This is a genomic window from Mesorhizobium sp. 113-3-9, from assembly GCF_016756515.1.
In the GTDB taxonomy this organism is placed as follows: domain Bacteria; phylum Pseudomonadota; class Alphaproteobacteria; order Rhizobiales; family Rhizobiaceae; genus Mesorhizobium.
Map to the genome: position 1 here is coordinate 694,126 of NZ_AP023246.1, position 13,511 is coordinate 707,636.

The window sequence follows — 13,511 nt, forward strand, 5'->3', positions numbered from 1 at the left end:
TGCGCCCGCGGTGATCCGCGAAAGGTCCCCCTGTTGCCCCACCGTCCGTTCAGTCCGACAAATGGTCTTCAAGCGTCACGCCGGCATCGCGCATGCGCCGCAGCATGGCATCAAGCGAGCCGTTGAGGTCGATGCCACGGCAGGCATCGAGCCGGACGGTGGTTTTGAACCCCTGGCTGACGGCATCCAGCGCCGAAAAGCCGACGCAGAAATCGGTCGCCAGGCCGACCAGGGTCAAACTGTCGATGCCGCGTTCCCTGAGGTAGCCCCCGAGGCCGGTCGGCGTCGTGTGGTCGTTCTCGAAGAAGGCCGAATAGCTGTCGATCGCTGGGCGAAATCCCTTGCGGATGACGAGTTCGGCCTTGGTCCAGGCAAGGCCGGAATGGAAATCCGAGCCGAGGCTGCCCTGGATGCAATGGTCCGGCCACAAAGTCTGCTGGCCATAGGGCATCTCGATCATGGTGAAGGGCTGGGCACCCGGATGGCTGGAGGCAAAGCTTGAATGGCCGGCGGGGTGCCAGTCCTGCGTCAGCACGACATGGTCGGTCCGCCGGATCATATCGTTGACCAGCGGCACGATCTCGTCGCCGCCGGTCACGGCCAACGCGCCGCCCGGGCAAAAGTCGTTCTGCAGGTCGATGACAACAAGCGCTTCGTCGGCCATGCGGCTTCCTTCCCTCTGTCTCGATGCCGCTGTTGCGACCGGAGGCAGAAACTTGACCAGATGGCCGGCCGCGTCAACCTCAGAAGGCGTAACAATCTCGTTGCATGCGGCCCGGCAGGTACGACACCCCAAACTCTGGCTTTGACAATTTCCACTGGCTTGATATCATTTGCATACGAATGAATTTCCGGTTCGAAACCGGCAACATGATCCCAGGGGAAAATCCTGGGAGGGCCAAATTCGGGGAAGGCCCACTCTCTGGGAAGGCAAAGCGTGATCCGTTACGCGAAACCCACCACGGTCGACGAGGCGCTCGTGCTGCTTGGCGAGGGCGCCTGGCGCATCCTCGCCGGCGGTACGGATTTCTATCCGGCACAAGGCACGAAGCCGTTCCGCGACAATGTCCTCGACATTAATGGCCTCACTGTGCTGCGCGGCATCGTCGAGACGGATGACCACTTTGTCATCGGTGCGCGCACGACATGGACCGACATCATCCGCCATCCCTTGCCGCCGACCTTCGATGCACTGAAACAGGCCGCGCGCGAGGTCGGCTCGCCGCAAATCCAGAACGTCGCCTCGGTCGCGGGCAATCTCTGCAACGCCTCGCCGGCCGCCGATGGCGTGCCGGGCCTGCTCGTGCTTGATGCCGAAGTCGAACTGCGTTCGGCAACAGTGACGCGCTACCTGCCCTTGCCGGATTTCATTCTCGGCAACCGCCGAACAGCCTTGCGAGCAGGGGAAATGGTCAGCGCCATCCGCGTGCCGAAGCCCGCTGCAACGGGCACGTCGGCTTTCGTCAAGCTCGGCGCGCGGCGCTATCTCGTCATTTCCATAGCGATGGTGGCGGCGCGTCTGGTCGTCGAGAACGGCACAGTGACCGAAGCGGCCATCGCCGTCGGGTCGTGCTCGGCCGTCGCCAGGCGCCTTGCCGGCGTCGAGGCGGCGCTGCTCGGATTGCCTGCGGATCACCGGCTCGCCGATGCGGTCCAGTCCGCACCGATCACAGAACTGTCGCCGATCGCCGACGTGCGCGGCAGCGCGGAATACCGGCTCGACGCTGTGCGCGAGATTGTCGCCCGCGCCGTGCTGACGGCCGCCGGCCTAATGAACGATCACATGGTGGCGGCATGAACCAGCTTCTGCCTGAAGTGACTGAAGCCCTGCCCGGTCTGGGCGTAGGCACGCCCGGCCTCGGCCCTGAACGCGCCGACATTGCCTTCACGGTCAATGGCGACGCTGTCCTGGTCAATGTGCCGCCGCTGCGCCGGCTGTCCCAGGTGCTGCGTGACGAATTGCGGCTAACGGGTACCAAGGTCGGCTGCGATGCCGGCGATTGCGGCGCCTGCACGGTGCTGGTCGACGGTGCTCCCGTCTGCGCCTGCCTGATGCCGGCGGCTTCCGTATCCGGGGCGGCAGTGACAACAGTCGAGGGACTTGCCAATGGCCGGCTCTCGGCATTGCAGGCCTCGTTTCTCACCCATGGCGCGGCGCAATGCGGCATCTGCACGCCGGCGCTGCTGGTCGCGGCGACAGCGCTCCTGGACACGACACCCAGGCCGACCGAGACCGAGGTGCAGGATGCGCTGGGCGGCATTCTGTGCCGTTGCACCGGCTACCGGAAGATCATCGCGGCGGTGATGGAGGCGTCCCTCCAGACAGCGAGCCTGGATTTCCGTCTGCCTCAGTCCGGGCATGCCATCGGCGCGTCCCCTGTGAGGCTCGATGGCGTGCCAAAGGTGACCGGGGCTGAGAAATTCGGCGGCGATTCCTTCCCGGCCGATGCGCTCGCCGTTCTGGTGGTCCGCTCACCGCATTATCACGCCAGCTTTGCCTTCGGCGACCTCGATGGTTGGGCGAAGAGACACCCCGGCATCGCCGGTGTCTTCACCGCGGCCGACATTCCGGGAAAGAACTGCTTCGGTGCGATCGGCCCGTTCGCCGATCAGCCGGCACTGGCCGAAGGATTTGCGCGGCTTCGCGGCGAGGCGGTGGCGCTGGTCGCCGGCGAGCGCGAGGCGATCCTCGATCTCGACCTGTCGGATTTCCCGGTCCGCTGGACCGAATTGCCGCATTTCCTGCAACCTTGCGAAGCGCAGGCCGAAGGCGCGGCACGGATCCATGACAACCGCCCGGCCAACCTTCTGACCACGGGCCTTGTCGAGCGCGGCGACCCTGAGGCGGCGCTTGCAAATGCCGCCGTCACCGTGAGCGGCGCCATCGAAACTTCCTATGTCGAGCACGCCTATATCGAACCGGAAGCCGGCTATGCTTATCTGGACGGCGACACGCTGGTTGTCGTCGCCTGCACGCAGGCGCCTTACATGGACCGCGACGAGACGGCGAAGGTACTTGGCCTTGCCGTCGACAAGGTGCGTATCGTGCCCACCGCGACCGGCGGCGGTTTCGGCTCGAAACTCGACGTATCGCTGCAGCCGCTGATCGGCCTCGTGGCGCTGAAAACCGGCCGGCCGGCGGCGCTGGCCTACACCCGCAACGAATCGATGACATCGACCACCAAGCGCCATCCCGCGCAGATGAAGGCGACCATCGGGGTGGACGCAGAGGGCCATGTCACCGGCATGACCTTTGCCGGCGATTTCAACACCGGCGCCTATGCGAGCTGGGGCCCGACCGTTGCCAATCGTGTGCCGGTGCATGCGTCCGGCCCCTATGCGACGCCCAACTATCGCGCCGAGGGCCGCGCCATCCATACTCATGGCCCGATTTCCGGCGCCTTCCGCGGCTTCGGCGTGCCGCAGGCGACCATCATGCAGGAGACGCTCTATGACGAGCTCGCCGGCAAGCTTGGTATCGACCGCCTCGATTTTCGCCTGAAAAACTGCCTTCGGAACGGCTCCGAAACGGTTACCGGCCAACGTCTGGAGTCCGGCGTCGGCATCGCCGAGTGCCTTGAGGCACTGCGGCCGCATTGGGCGCGCGCGACGGCCGACGCGGATGCGTTCAACCATACCCACGCGGACAAAAAGCGCGGCGTCGGCGTGGCGTCCTGCTGGTATGGCTGCGGCAATACCTCGCTGCCCAATCCATCGACCATCCGGGTCGGCATCGCGGCTGACGGCACGGTCGTCCTGCACCAGGGCGCCGTCGATATCGGCCAGGGCTCCAACACCGTCATCACCCAGATCTGCGCCGACGCGCTCGGCCTGCCGCTGGAGAAATTCCGGCTGAAGAGCGCCGACACGGCGATCAGCCCCGATGCCGGCAAGACTTCCGCCTCGCGCCAGACTTTCGTCACCGGCAAGGCGGCCGAGAAGGCCGGCCGCGCGTTGCGCGAAAAGATCCTGCGCTTTGCCAATGTCTCGGAAAAGGCATCCCTGCAGTTGGATGGCGTGGCGATCGTCATCCGCGAGGGCGAGGCCGCACGCCGCATCAATCTCGCCTCGCTCGACGTCGATGCCGAGGGCTTCGTCTTCCGCGCCGAGGAGACCTACGATCCGCCGACGCTGCCGCTCGATGCAAAGGGCCAGGGCAAGCCCTACGCTGTGTACGGCTTTGGCGCGCAGATCGCCGAACTCGAGGTCGATCTCAAGCTCGGCACTGTGAAGCTGCTGAAAATCACCGCCGCGCACGATGTCGGCAAGGCGATCAACCCGCTGCTGGTCGAAGGCCAGATCGAGGGCGGCATCGCGCAAGGCATCGGCATGGCGCTGATGGAAGAATATATCCCCGGCCGCACGGAGAATTTGCACGACTATCTCATCCCGACCATAGGCGACGTGCCGCCGATCGAGACCATCCTGATCGAGGTTCCCGATCCGGAGGGCCCGTTCGGCGCCAAGGGGCTGGGCGAGCATGTGCTGATCCCGACCGCACCCGCGATCCTCAACGCCATCCGCCACGCCACCGGGGTCCTCGTCACCAAGGTCCCGGCGACGCCGACGCGGATCCGCGCTGGCATTCGTGAAAAGGATGGCATCCGCGAAAAGGAGGCGCGCCCATGAGCGAGCTTGCCGAACGCTTCGAAACGCATGATCCCGGCGAGAAGCTGATGGCGGAGAAGATCCGCTGTGATGCCTGTCCGGTCATGTGCTACATCGCAGATGGCCGCACCGGCGCCTGCGACCGCTACGGCAATGCCGGCGGCCGGATCGTGCGCATGGACCCGCTGACCATCCTCGACCACGCGGCCGAGACCGGCGCGGCGATCGTACCTTTCGTCGCCGAGGGCGAGGCCTGGGACGGCGAGCTGGTCAACACCGGGCGCCGCTTCGTCACGGCAATAGGCGCCGGCACCACTTATCCCGACTACAAGCCGGCGCCGTTCATCGTCAGCCAGGAGGTGGAGGGCGTCGATCTCGTCACGGTCGTCACCGAAGGCATCTTTTCGTATTGCGGCGTCAAGGTGAAGATCGATACCGACCGTCATATCGGACCGGAAACGGCTGTCGTGCGGGCGGAGGGCGAGGCGATCGGCCATGTCACAACAGGCGAATACGGCTCGCAGATGCTGTCGCTGGGCGGCGTTCATCACCTCACCGGCGGTTCCAAGGCCGAAGGCCGCGCCACCTGCGATGCGCTGCTCAATCTGTGCAACCGCAAGCCGGTGGAACTGACCATCGACGGCGGCGCCACCATCATCGTCGAAGCCGGCAAGCCACCTGTCATCGACGGCAAGCAGGAGCACCGCATGCGCGTCGGCTGCGGCTCGGCGACGATCGGCATGTTCGCCACGCAATGGCGCGGGCTGGTCGACGAGGTGGTTGTGGTCGACGATCACATCACCGGCGTCGTTTCCGAGCATCAGGCCGGCAAGGTGCTGGGCTGGCAGGACACGGGGATCAAGATCATCGGCCGCCGCTCGACGCCGGGCCGCTATTTCAAGGTCTCCGAGCCGGGCCTCGGCTGGGGCGGCACCTCGATTTCCGACCCGCTGTCGATCCTCGGCGACTGGAACGCCAAGAAGGGTGCGCGGCCGGGCCTGTCGTTGCTGATGGTTTCGACCACCGGCGAGCAGTTCGCCTACTACGAACTCGACGACGAATTGAAGCCTGTCGAAAAACCGTTTCCGGAGCGGCTGCGGAAGTCGGTCAATCTGATCGAGGACAATTGCGAGCCGGCGCTGTGCACCGTGCTGTTCATCGGCGGCGCCGGCGGTTCGCTGCGTGCCGGCGTCACCGAAAATCCGGTCAATCTCACCCGGTCGGTGCAAGGCCTGAAGACCTATGTGACGGTCGGCGGCGCGCCGGTCTATGTCTGGCCGGGCGGCGGCATCACACTGATGGTCGACGTGACGCGGGTGCCGGAAGGCGCCTTCGGCTATGTGCCGACACCGGCGCTGGTGGCGCCAATCGAATTCACCTTGCGCCGCGACGACTATATCAGGCTCGGCGGCTACGAGGCCGAAATCCGCAGCGTCGAGGACATCGTCGCCAAGGGCGGCGAGTACCTCAACCCACGTCGCGGAACCGGCGCGCCGTCCGACAATCCATGGCCGCCGCTCGCGCAATTGCGGCGTGCCGCCTCGAACGGAGCCGGATGATGGACGGCCCGCAAGTCCACTGGCTGCAGGACGGCAAGCGGCTGCACCTCAACCACGGGCCGATCGACCTGATCGTCGAGGCCTTTGGCGAGGCGGACGAGTGTCGTGCCGCCTACGCCCAGGCTGTCGCGCGCTTCCAGACGATCCTGATCGAGTTGGTCAAGGAGCTTCCCGAATTGCGGCTCCCGGCATTTTTCCTGCGGCCGCGCGCCTTTGACGGCCCGACGGCGCGCCGCATGGAGGCAGCCGTCATGCCCTTGGCGGAATGCTTCATAACACCGATGGCCGCCGTTGCGGGATCGGTAGCCGACGAAATGCTCGCCGCATTGCTTGCCGGACGTAGGCTCGATCGTGCCTATGTCAACAATGGCGGCGACAGCGCCCTTCACATCGGCATAGGCCGCTCGATAGGTCTGGCGGTCGCCGGCACCGGCAATGGTTTGGCCGACCGGATCACGATCCGCGCGGAAGATGGCGTTCGCGGCGTTGCCACCAGCGGCTGGCGCGGCCGCTCCTTTTCGCTCGGCATCGCCGACGCCGTCACCGTGCTGGCGCGGACCGGCGCCGAGGCCGATGCGGCGGCGACGCTCATTGCAAACGCGGTCGACCTGCCCGGCAATCCCGCCATCAAGCGCATTCCGGCACAGGAGCTATCGCCCGACAGCGATCTCGGCGCGCGGCTGGTGACACAGGCCGTCGGCACGCTGGCATTTGGCGAGGTGGCGCAGGCGCTGGACAATGGCCTTGCCGTCGCCGAAGATTTTCGCCGGCGCGGGCTGATTGCCGCATCGGCACTGTTTCTTGGCGGTGAGGCCCGCATCAGTGGCTCGGTTGCACTTTCCGCGCCCAACAAAAATCCGAGGGAGGAAGTTGCCCATGCCTGAGTTTCCGATCCGCAAGGTCGCGGTGCTGAGCGAAGAGATCTTTCACGAGGGCGGACCGGTCGCGGACGTACCGCGCCGGCGTGCAGCGGCCATGGCCGTGGTCAAGAACCCGTTTGCCGGGCGCTATGTCGAGGACCTGCAGAGCGCGATGGAGGATCTGAAGCCACTCGGCCTGCTGCTCTGCGACCGGCTGATCGCGGCACTCGGCGGAGACGTCAAGCAGATCGACGGCTACGGCAAGGGCGCCATCGTCGGCACGGCTGGCGAACTGGAACACGGCGCGCTCTGGCATGTGCCGGGCGGTTACGCCATGCGCGAGCGGCTCGGCGACGCCAAGGCGATCGTGCCGTCGGCCAAGAAGGTCGGCGCCTTCGGCTCGAAGCTCGACGTACCGCTCGGCCACATCAACGCCGCCTATGTGCGCAGCCATTTCGACGCCATGGAAGTCGGCATCAGCGACGGCCCGCGTCCCGACGAGATCCTGTTTTGCCTCGCCATGACCTGCGGCCCGCGCGTCCACAACCGCATGGGTGGCCTTGCGGCCGACGACATCAAGGCCTGGGACGGGTTGCGGTGAACGGCGAGGACAATCTGCTCAAGCTGGTCGAGGCCGAAGAGCCTGAGGAACATGACTACCTCCTCCAGGAACAGGTCGGCTTCATCCTGCGCAAGGCGCACCAGCGCCATGTGTCTATCTTCGCCGCGCATATAGGCGACCTGACGCCGCCACAATTCGCGGCACTGGCCAAGCTGCGCGATGTCGGCGAGACCTCGCAGAACCAGCTCGGCACGCTGATCGCGATGGACGCGGCGACGGTGAAGGGCGTGATCGACCGGCTGAAGGCGCGCGGCCTGGTAGAGCTGTCCAGGCATGAGGTCGACAAAAGGCGGCTGCTGGTCAATCTGACCGCCGAGGGTCGCGATGCGATCGAACGGCTGATCCCGCTGGCCCGCGAAATCACCAGGGAAACGCTGGCGCCGCTCTCGGCCAAGGAGATCGCCACGTTCACAAAGCTGCTGGCGAAGCTGGCGTAGGTGCGGACCCTGCCAGCCTGCAGAAGCTGGTCACCGAAGCGATTGAGTTGAGTAGAATTGGTTAGTCTGCGCTGCCCCTCATTGTCCTGCCGGACATTTCTCCCCGTATAGGGACGGGGAGAAAGACGCTGTCATCGACGGCTTCGCCAGTCGCCAGCGTTGCAGAAGGGCGCCGGCTTCACCACAGCTCCCTTCTCCCCGTCACAATACGGGGAGAAGGTGCCGGCAGGCGGATGAGGGGCTGCTCCAACCGACACCCCTCAAGCTCCACTATCTCAGAGTCCGTTGTCCTTCAGCACCTTGGCGGCGTTTTCCTTGGTGATCTTCTCGGTGGGCAGCGTGATGGTTTTTTCGACCTTCTCGCCGTTGAGGAACTTGATCGCCTGGCGCAGGCCTTCGGCACCGGGGGTGACATAGGTGAAGGTCGCCGTCAGTTCACCCTTGTTCACCATTTGCACGCCTTCATTGGGCAGGCCGTCAATGCCGATGAACTTGATGTCCTTCTCGCGGCCGACATCCTTGGCGGCGAGATAGGCGCCGTAGGCCATCGGGTCGTTGTGGCCGTAAACGAGATCGATCTTCTCGTTGGTTTTCAGCGCGTTGGCCATCAGATTGTAGGCCTGGTCCTGCTTCCAGTCGCCCGACTGCTGGTCGAGCAGATACTTGATGCCCGGTTCCTTGTCGGTGAATTCATGGAAGCCATCATGGCGGTCATGCGCCGGCTGGGTGCCCATGCCGCCCCAGATCTCGACGACATTGCCCGCCGCCTTGCCCTTGCCGCCGAGCAGTTCGACGGCATATTCGCCGGCCGCGCGGCCGATCAGCTTGTTGTCGCCGCCGACGAACTGCGTGTAGTCCTTGGTGTCGACGTTGCGGTCGAGCACGAAGACCGGGATCTTGGCGTCGATGGCCTGCTGCACGACGCCCGTCAGGCCCGCGGATTCCTTCGGCGACACCAAAAGCGCGTCGACCTCCTGGCGGATCAGGTTCTCGACATCGGCGACCTGCTTCTCGGTCTTGTCCTCGCCATCGGTGATGATCAGCTCGACCTCGGGATGCTTGGCGGCTTCGGCAATGATGTCCTTGTTGAACTGGGCGCGCCAGGGCTCGATGGTCGTCACCTGCGAGAAGCCGATCTTCCATTTCTTGTCCTGGGCGAAGGCATTGCCGGTCGAAAGCAGCGCGGTGGTGGTCAGCAGTGCCGCGCCGAGTGCGGCAAGCTTCAGCATGTCACGTCGTTTCATTTCTTGTTTCCTCCGAGATTGAGAGACGGGGTCTCTTGTGGCGGCCGCTTGGCTGCGGCCGTTTCCTTGCGCGCCGGTTGCCCGCCGGGCAGGCGCAGATAGGCCAGGAGATCGCCGGCATTGCGCTCCTGCACGAGCACGGTGCCGATGATGATCATGCCCTTCAGCACCAGTTGAAGATTTGAATTGATGTTGTGGAGCTGCAGTATGTTGGAGAGCAGCCCGAAGATCAGCACGCCGCAGAACGTGCCGATCAGGCTGCCGCGTCCGCCCATCAGGCTGGTGCCGCCGATGACCACGGCGGCGATGGCGTCGAGCTCCAGCCCGGCACCGGCATCGGGCTTGCCTTGCCGGTACTGCGCCACATAGAGCACGGCGGCGATGCCGGCGAGCAGGCCGGAGACGGCATAGGTCGTGATCTTGACGCGGCCGGCGGCGATGCCGGAGAGCCGCGCCGCCTCCTCATTGCCGCCGATGGCATAGACATAGCGGCCGAACGGCGTGAAGCGCAGCACGGCGCCGTAGATCAGGATGGCACCGAGGAAGAAGAGGCCAGGCATCGGTATGACGCCGAACACCAGCGAGCGCAGCATCTCGAAATCGGCGGTGGCGTTCGAGCCGGTATAGACCGGCAGCACCGCATTGTTCTGGCCGGCGGTGAGCCGGGCGATGCCAAGTGCCGTCACCATCATCGCCAGCGTGACGATGAAGGGCTGCAGCCGCCCGGCAACGATGATGAAGCCGTTGATGGCGCCGAACAGCAGGCCGACGCAGGGCGCCACCAAAAGCACGCCGAGCACGCCGAATTTGGGCTCGATCTGCGGCAGCAGGTACCATAGCGACAGGCAGCACAGCACTACGCCGACGATTGCCGGCGTGACCAGGCCGCGAACGCTGTCGAGCTTCACGTCGCGCGCGGCGGCATCTGGACCGGCACGGGATTTTTCCACGTTGAGGAAGATGAAGCGGGTGACGACGAAGCCAAGGCAAAGCGCCACCAGCGCGACGGTCGGCACGCCCAGCACGACACCCGGCGTTACACCTGGCACCGTCAGCAGCATGGCGCAGACCACCGAGCAGATGGCCATCAGCGAGCCGACGGAAAGGTCGATGCCGCCGGTGATGATCACCGCCGTCATGCCGGTGGCGATCAGTCCGGTGGTCGACACCTGGCGCAGCACGTCGAGCAGATTGCCGTAGGACAGGAAGATGTTGTTGCCCTTGGAACTGACCGGCGAGCCGAGCACGCCGATCAGGAAGATGGCGATCAGGCCCCAATAGAGCTTGGTCCGGGACAGGAGCTTCAGGGCAGTCATGCGGCTGGTCTCGATAGCGTCCGGCGCGGTGCGGCGAGGCGCATGATGGCCTCTTCGCTTGCCGCGTCGCGGGAAAGAATGCCGGTCTGGCGGCCGTCGGCCATCACCAGGATGCGATCCGAGAGATGCAGCAATTCCGGCAACTCGGAGCTGATGACCGCGATAGCCAGGCCATCGCGCGCCAACTGGAAGATGAGGTCGTAGATCTCGCGCTTGGCGCCGACATCGATGCCGCGCGTCGGCTCGTCCAGCAAGAGCACGCGCGGCCTGGTCGCCAGCCACTTGCCGATGACGACCTTCTGCTGGTTGCCGCCCGACAGCGTGCCGGCGGGCTGATCGATGTCCTGGCAGCGTATGCCGAGTGCCTTGACCGCCTGCCGCGCCAGCCCCTGCTCGCCGGCCAGCGAGCGGATGCCGAAGCGTGCCAGCGACCCGACCAGCGGCAGTGCGACATTGTCCGTGATCGAGGCCTGCAGGTGCAGGCCTTGCGTCTTGCGGTCCTCGGTGACCAGCGCGATGCCCAGCCGCCTGGCGTCGCGCGGCGAGCGGATGTTCACGGACCGGCCGTCGAGCTTGACCTCGCCGTCGGCACGGCCATCGCCCGAGCCGAAGATCGCCTCCATGATCTCGGTGCGGCCCGAGCCCAGAAGGCCGCCTATGCCGAGGATTTCGCCGGCGGCCAGATCGAAGCTGACGCCGTCGATCACCTGCCGCCAACCCTGGCGGTCGGGCTTCGACAGCGACAGATTGCTGACCGAAAGCACGGTTCGGCCGCCGGGATCCCGCTCGTCTTGGGAGGATGCGAGCAGGTCCCGTCCGACCATCGCCGAAATGATGGCATTCTCGTCAAGCTCGGCCATCGGCCGCGTCAGCACATGGCGCCCGTCGCGGAATACCGTGACGCGGCCGGCCAGATGCATCACCTCGTCGATGCGGTGCGAGATGTAGACGATGGCGACGCCGCTTTCGGCAAGCTGGCGGATGATGCGGAACAGCCGCTGGCATTCTGCGGGCGAAAGCGCCGAGGTCGGCTCGTCCATGATCAGGATGCGCGCCGACATCGACAGCGCCTTGGCGATTTCGACCAGCTGCTGTTCGCCGACGCGCAAGGCGCCGACACGGGCTTCCGGGTCGAGTTCGATGCCAAGCCGCTGCAGGAGGGCGGCCGCCGCACGGCTGCTCGCCTTGCGGTCGACGATCAGCCCGGCGATCAGTTTTTCACGGCCGAGGAAGATGTTGTCGGCGACGCTGAGTTCCGGCACCAGGTTGAGCTCCTGGTGGATGATGGCGATGCCGGCATCTTCGGCGTCGCGCACGCCGGCGAAGTTGACCGGCCCTCCATCGACGCTGACCGTGCCTTCGTAGCCGGTATAGACGCCGGAGAGGATCTTCATCAGCGTCGACTTGCCGGCGCCGTTCTCGCCCATCAGGGCATGGACCTCGCCACGCCGCAATTCGAAACCGACATCGACCAGGGCGGCGATTCCGCCGAACCTCTTGGAGATGTGCTCGGCGCTCAGGACGACATTGGAATGGTCCGCCGCCGCGGCATGCCCATGAGCGATGGGACCTCTGTGCTCCATGACAATGGCGGCCTCCCTTCCGTCCTCGTCAATCTCATCCAAACGCTATTCTAAACGTTTCGATACTGTCAAGCCGCTATCTGATAACGCAGGATTGACCCTTTTCAATTCTTGCGAAAAACCTTGATATTCCGTAGGTATAGCGAACACACACTGGCGAAACGTTTCGAAAATGGCAGCATCCAAGCGGACGAGACAGCGAAAATCGACGGCGCCGACCATGCTGCATGTGGCGGAAGCGGCACGTGTCTCGGTCGCCACCGTGTCGGCGCTGATCAACGGCACGGCGACTGTCAGCCCCGAACTCAGCCAGCGCATCGAGCAGGCGATCCGCGATATCGGCTACAAGCGCAATGCGATCGCCCGCAGCCTGAAAATGGGCACGACGCGCACCATCGGCCTGACCGTGCCGCACATCACCAATCCGTTCTTCACCGATGTCGTCTCGGTCATCCAGCAGGCCTTCGACCGCGCCGGCTATGCCGTCATGCTTTGCTGTACGGACGAGGATCTGAACACCCAGGATGACCAGATCAGGCTCTTGCTCGACCGCATGGTCGACGGGCTTATCGTGGCGCGTGTCGGCGACGGGGCGATCCTCAAGGGGATCGTCGACGACGCCAATGTGCCGGTCGTACTGCTGGACCGCATCTGCGAGGGCGTCGATACCGATGCGGTGGTGCTCGACAACCAGCGCGCCGTGTTCGACGCCATCACCTACCTGATCAATCTCGGCCACCGGCGCATCGGCTACATCACCGGCACGTCCGATATTTCGCCCATGCACGACCGCATGACCGGATACAGCGAGGCGCTTCGGGCTGCCGGCCTGCCGGTGGCCGAGGACCTGGTTCGCTCCGGCAATTTCCATGAGATCGACGGCTACAACGCGACCATGCAGCTGCTCTCGCTGCACAATCGGCCAAGCGCGATCTTCTCGGCCAACAACCCGATGGTGATCGGCACCATGAAGGCAATCCGCGACATCGGCCTGTCCTGCCCGGAGGACATTTCGGTTGCCTGCTTCGACGATTTTCCGTGGTCCGACGTGTTCCAGCCGCAACTGACCACGGTGGCGCAGCCGGTGCAGGCGATCGGCGAACAGGCGGCCAATCTGCTGCTCGACCGCCTTGCCGGCAACCGGGACGCGCCACCGCGCAAGCTGGTGCTCAAAGGCCGGCTGATGATCCGCAATTCGTGCCGGCCGCTCGGAGCAATCGCGCAGAGCGTGAGTGCCTAGAGCCGGATGATTTCAGGTCGAATCGACCTGAAATCTGAATCC

11 protein-coding genes are annotated in these 13,511 nt (G+C 65.0%); 7 read left to right on the forward strand and 4 right to left on the reverse strand.

The annotated features are described in order from the left end of the window. Nucleotides 1-49: 49 nt before the first annotated feature. Nucleotides 50-664: a bifunctional nicotinamidase/pyrazinamidase gene (gene pncA / locus MesoLj_RS03235; protein ID WP_140770684.1), complete on the reverse strand. Its 615-nt coding sequence runs from the start codon at nucleotides 662-664 to the stop codon at nucleotides 50-52. Nucleotides 665-937: 273 nt separating this feature from the next. On the opposite strand from pncA, the gene MesoLj_RS03240 reads away from it, so the two are divergent. From MesoLj_RS03240 to MesoLj_RS03265, 6 genes are read left to right on the forward strand one after another with little or no spacing between them, the layout of a single operon-like run. Then, nucleotides 938-1,798, forward strand: a complete 861-nt coding sequence (locus MesoLj_RS03240; protein ID WP_202325061.1) for an FAD binding domain-containing protein — start codon at nucleotides 938-940, stop codon at nucleotides 1,796-1,798. Then, nucleotides 1,795-4,629 (forward strand): molybdopterin-dependent oxidoreductase, encoded by a 2,835-nt coding sequence (locus tag MesoLj_RS03245; protein ID WP_202325062.1) that lies wholly within the window; start codon nucleotides 1,795-1,797, stop codon nucleotides 4,627-4,629. The genes MesoLj_RS03240 and MesoLj_RS03245 overlap by 4 nt, the downstream gene beginning before the upstream one ends. Then, entirely contained in the window at nucleotides 4,626-6,167 is a 1,542-nt protein-coding gene (locus tag MesoLj_RS03250) for a 6-hydroxynicotinate reductase (RefSeq protein WP_202325063.1), read from the forward strand. Before MesoLj_RS03245 ends, MesoLj_RS03250 begins: the two co-directional genes overlap by 4 nt. Further along, complete coding sequence (locus tag MesoLj_RS03255) at nucleotides 6,167-7,051, forward strand: UPF0280 family protein (RefSeq protein WP_202325064.1); 885 nt, start codon at nucleotides 6,167-6,169, stop codon at nucleotides 7,049-7,051. Before MesoLj_RS03250 ends, MesoLj_RS03255 begins: the two co-directional genes overlap by 1 nt. Then, on the forward strand, nucleotides 7,044-7,628 hold the full coding sequence (locus tag MesoLj_RS03260) for an amino acid synthesis family protein (RefSeq protein ID WP_202325065.1): 585 nt from the start codon (nucleotides 7,044-7,046) through the stop codon (nucleotides 7,626-7,628). The genes MesoLj_RS03255 and MesoLj_RS03260 overlap by 8 nt, the downstream gene beginning before the upstream one ends. Next, nucleotides 7,625-8,086, forward strand: coding sequence for a MarR family winged helix-turn-helix transcriptional regulator (locus MesoLj_RS03265; RefSeq protein WP_065005440.1), 462 nt, complete (start codon nucleotides 7,625-7,627; stop codon nucleotides 8,084-8,086). The genes MesoLj_RS03260 and MesoLj_RS03265 overlap by 4 nt, the downstream gene beginning before the upstream one ends. 275 nt (nucleotides 8,087-8,361) lie before the next feature. Here the strand turns inward: MesoLj_RS03265 and MesoLj_RS03270 are convergent, their stop codons facing one another. From MesoLj_RS03270 to MesoLj_RS03280, 3 genes are read right to left on the reverse strand one after another with little or no spacing between them, the layout of a single operon-like run. After that, nucleotides 8,362-9,330 (reverse strand): substrate-binding domain-containing protein, encoded by a 969-nt coding sequence (locus MesoLj_RS03270; RefSeq protein ID WP_065005441.1) that lies wholly within the window; start codon nucleotides 9,328-9,330, stop codon nucleotides 8,362-8,364. Continuing rightward, the gene (locus tag MesoLj_RS03275; RefSeq protein WP_202325066.1) at nucleotides 9,327-10,646 is read right to left on the reverse strand and encodes an ABC transporter permease; all 1,320 of its coding nucleotides are present in this window, start codon (nucleotides 10,644-10,646) and stop codon (nucleotides 9,327-9,329) included. The genes MesoLj_RS03270 and MesoLj_RS03275 overlap by 4 nt, the downstream gene beginning before the upstream one ends. After that, nucleotides 10,643-12,229 (reverse strand): sugar ABC transporter ATP-binding protein, encoded by a 1,587-nt coding sequence (locus MesoLj_RS03280; RefSeq protein ID WP_202325067.1) that lies wholly within the window; start codon nucleotides 12,227-12,229, stop codon nucleotides 10,643-10,645. The genes MesoLj_RS03275 and MesoLj_RS03280 overlap by 4 nt, the downstream gene beginning before the upstream one ends. A 220-nt stretch (nucleotides 12,230-12,449) precedes the next feature. On the opposite strand from MesoLj_RS03280, the gene MesoLj_RS03285 reads away from it, so the two are divergent. Continuing rightward, a complete protein-coding gene (locus MesoLj_RS03285; RefSeq protein ID WP_140771373.1) occupies nucleotides 12,450-13,469 on the forward strand; it encodes a LacI family DNA-binding transcriptional regulator in 1,020 nt (339 codons plus the stop codon). Nucleotides 13,470-13,511 lie beyond the last annotated feature (42 nt).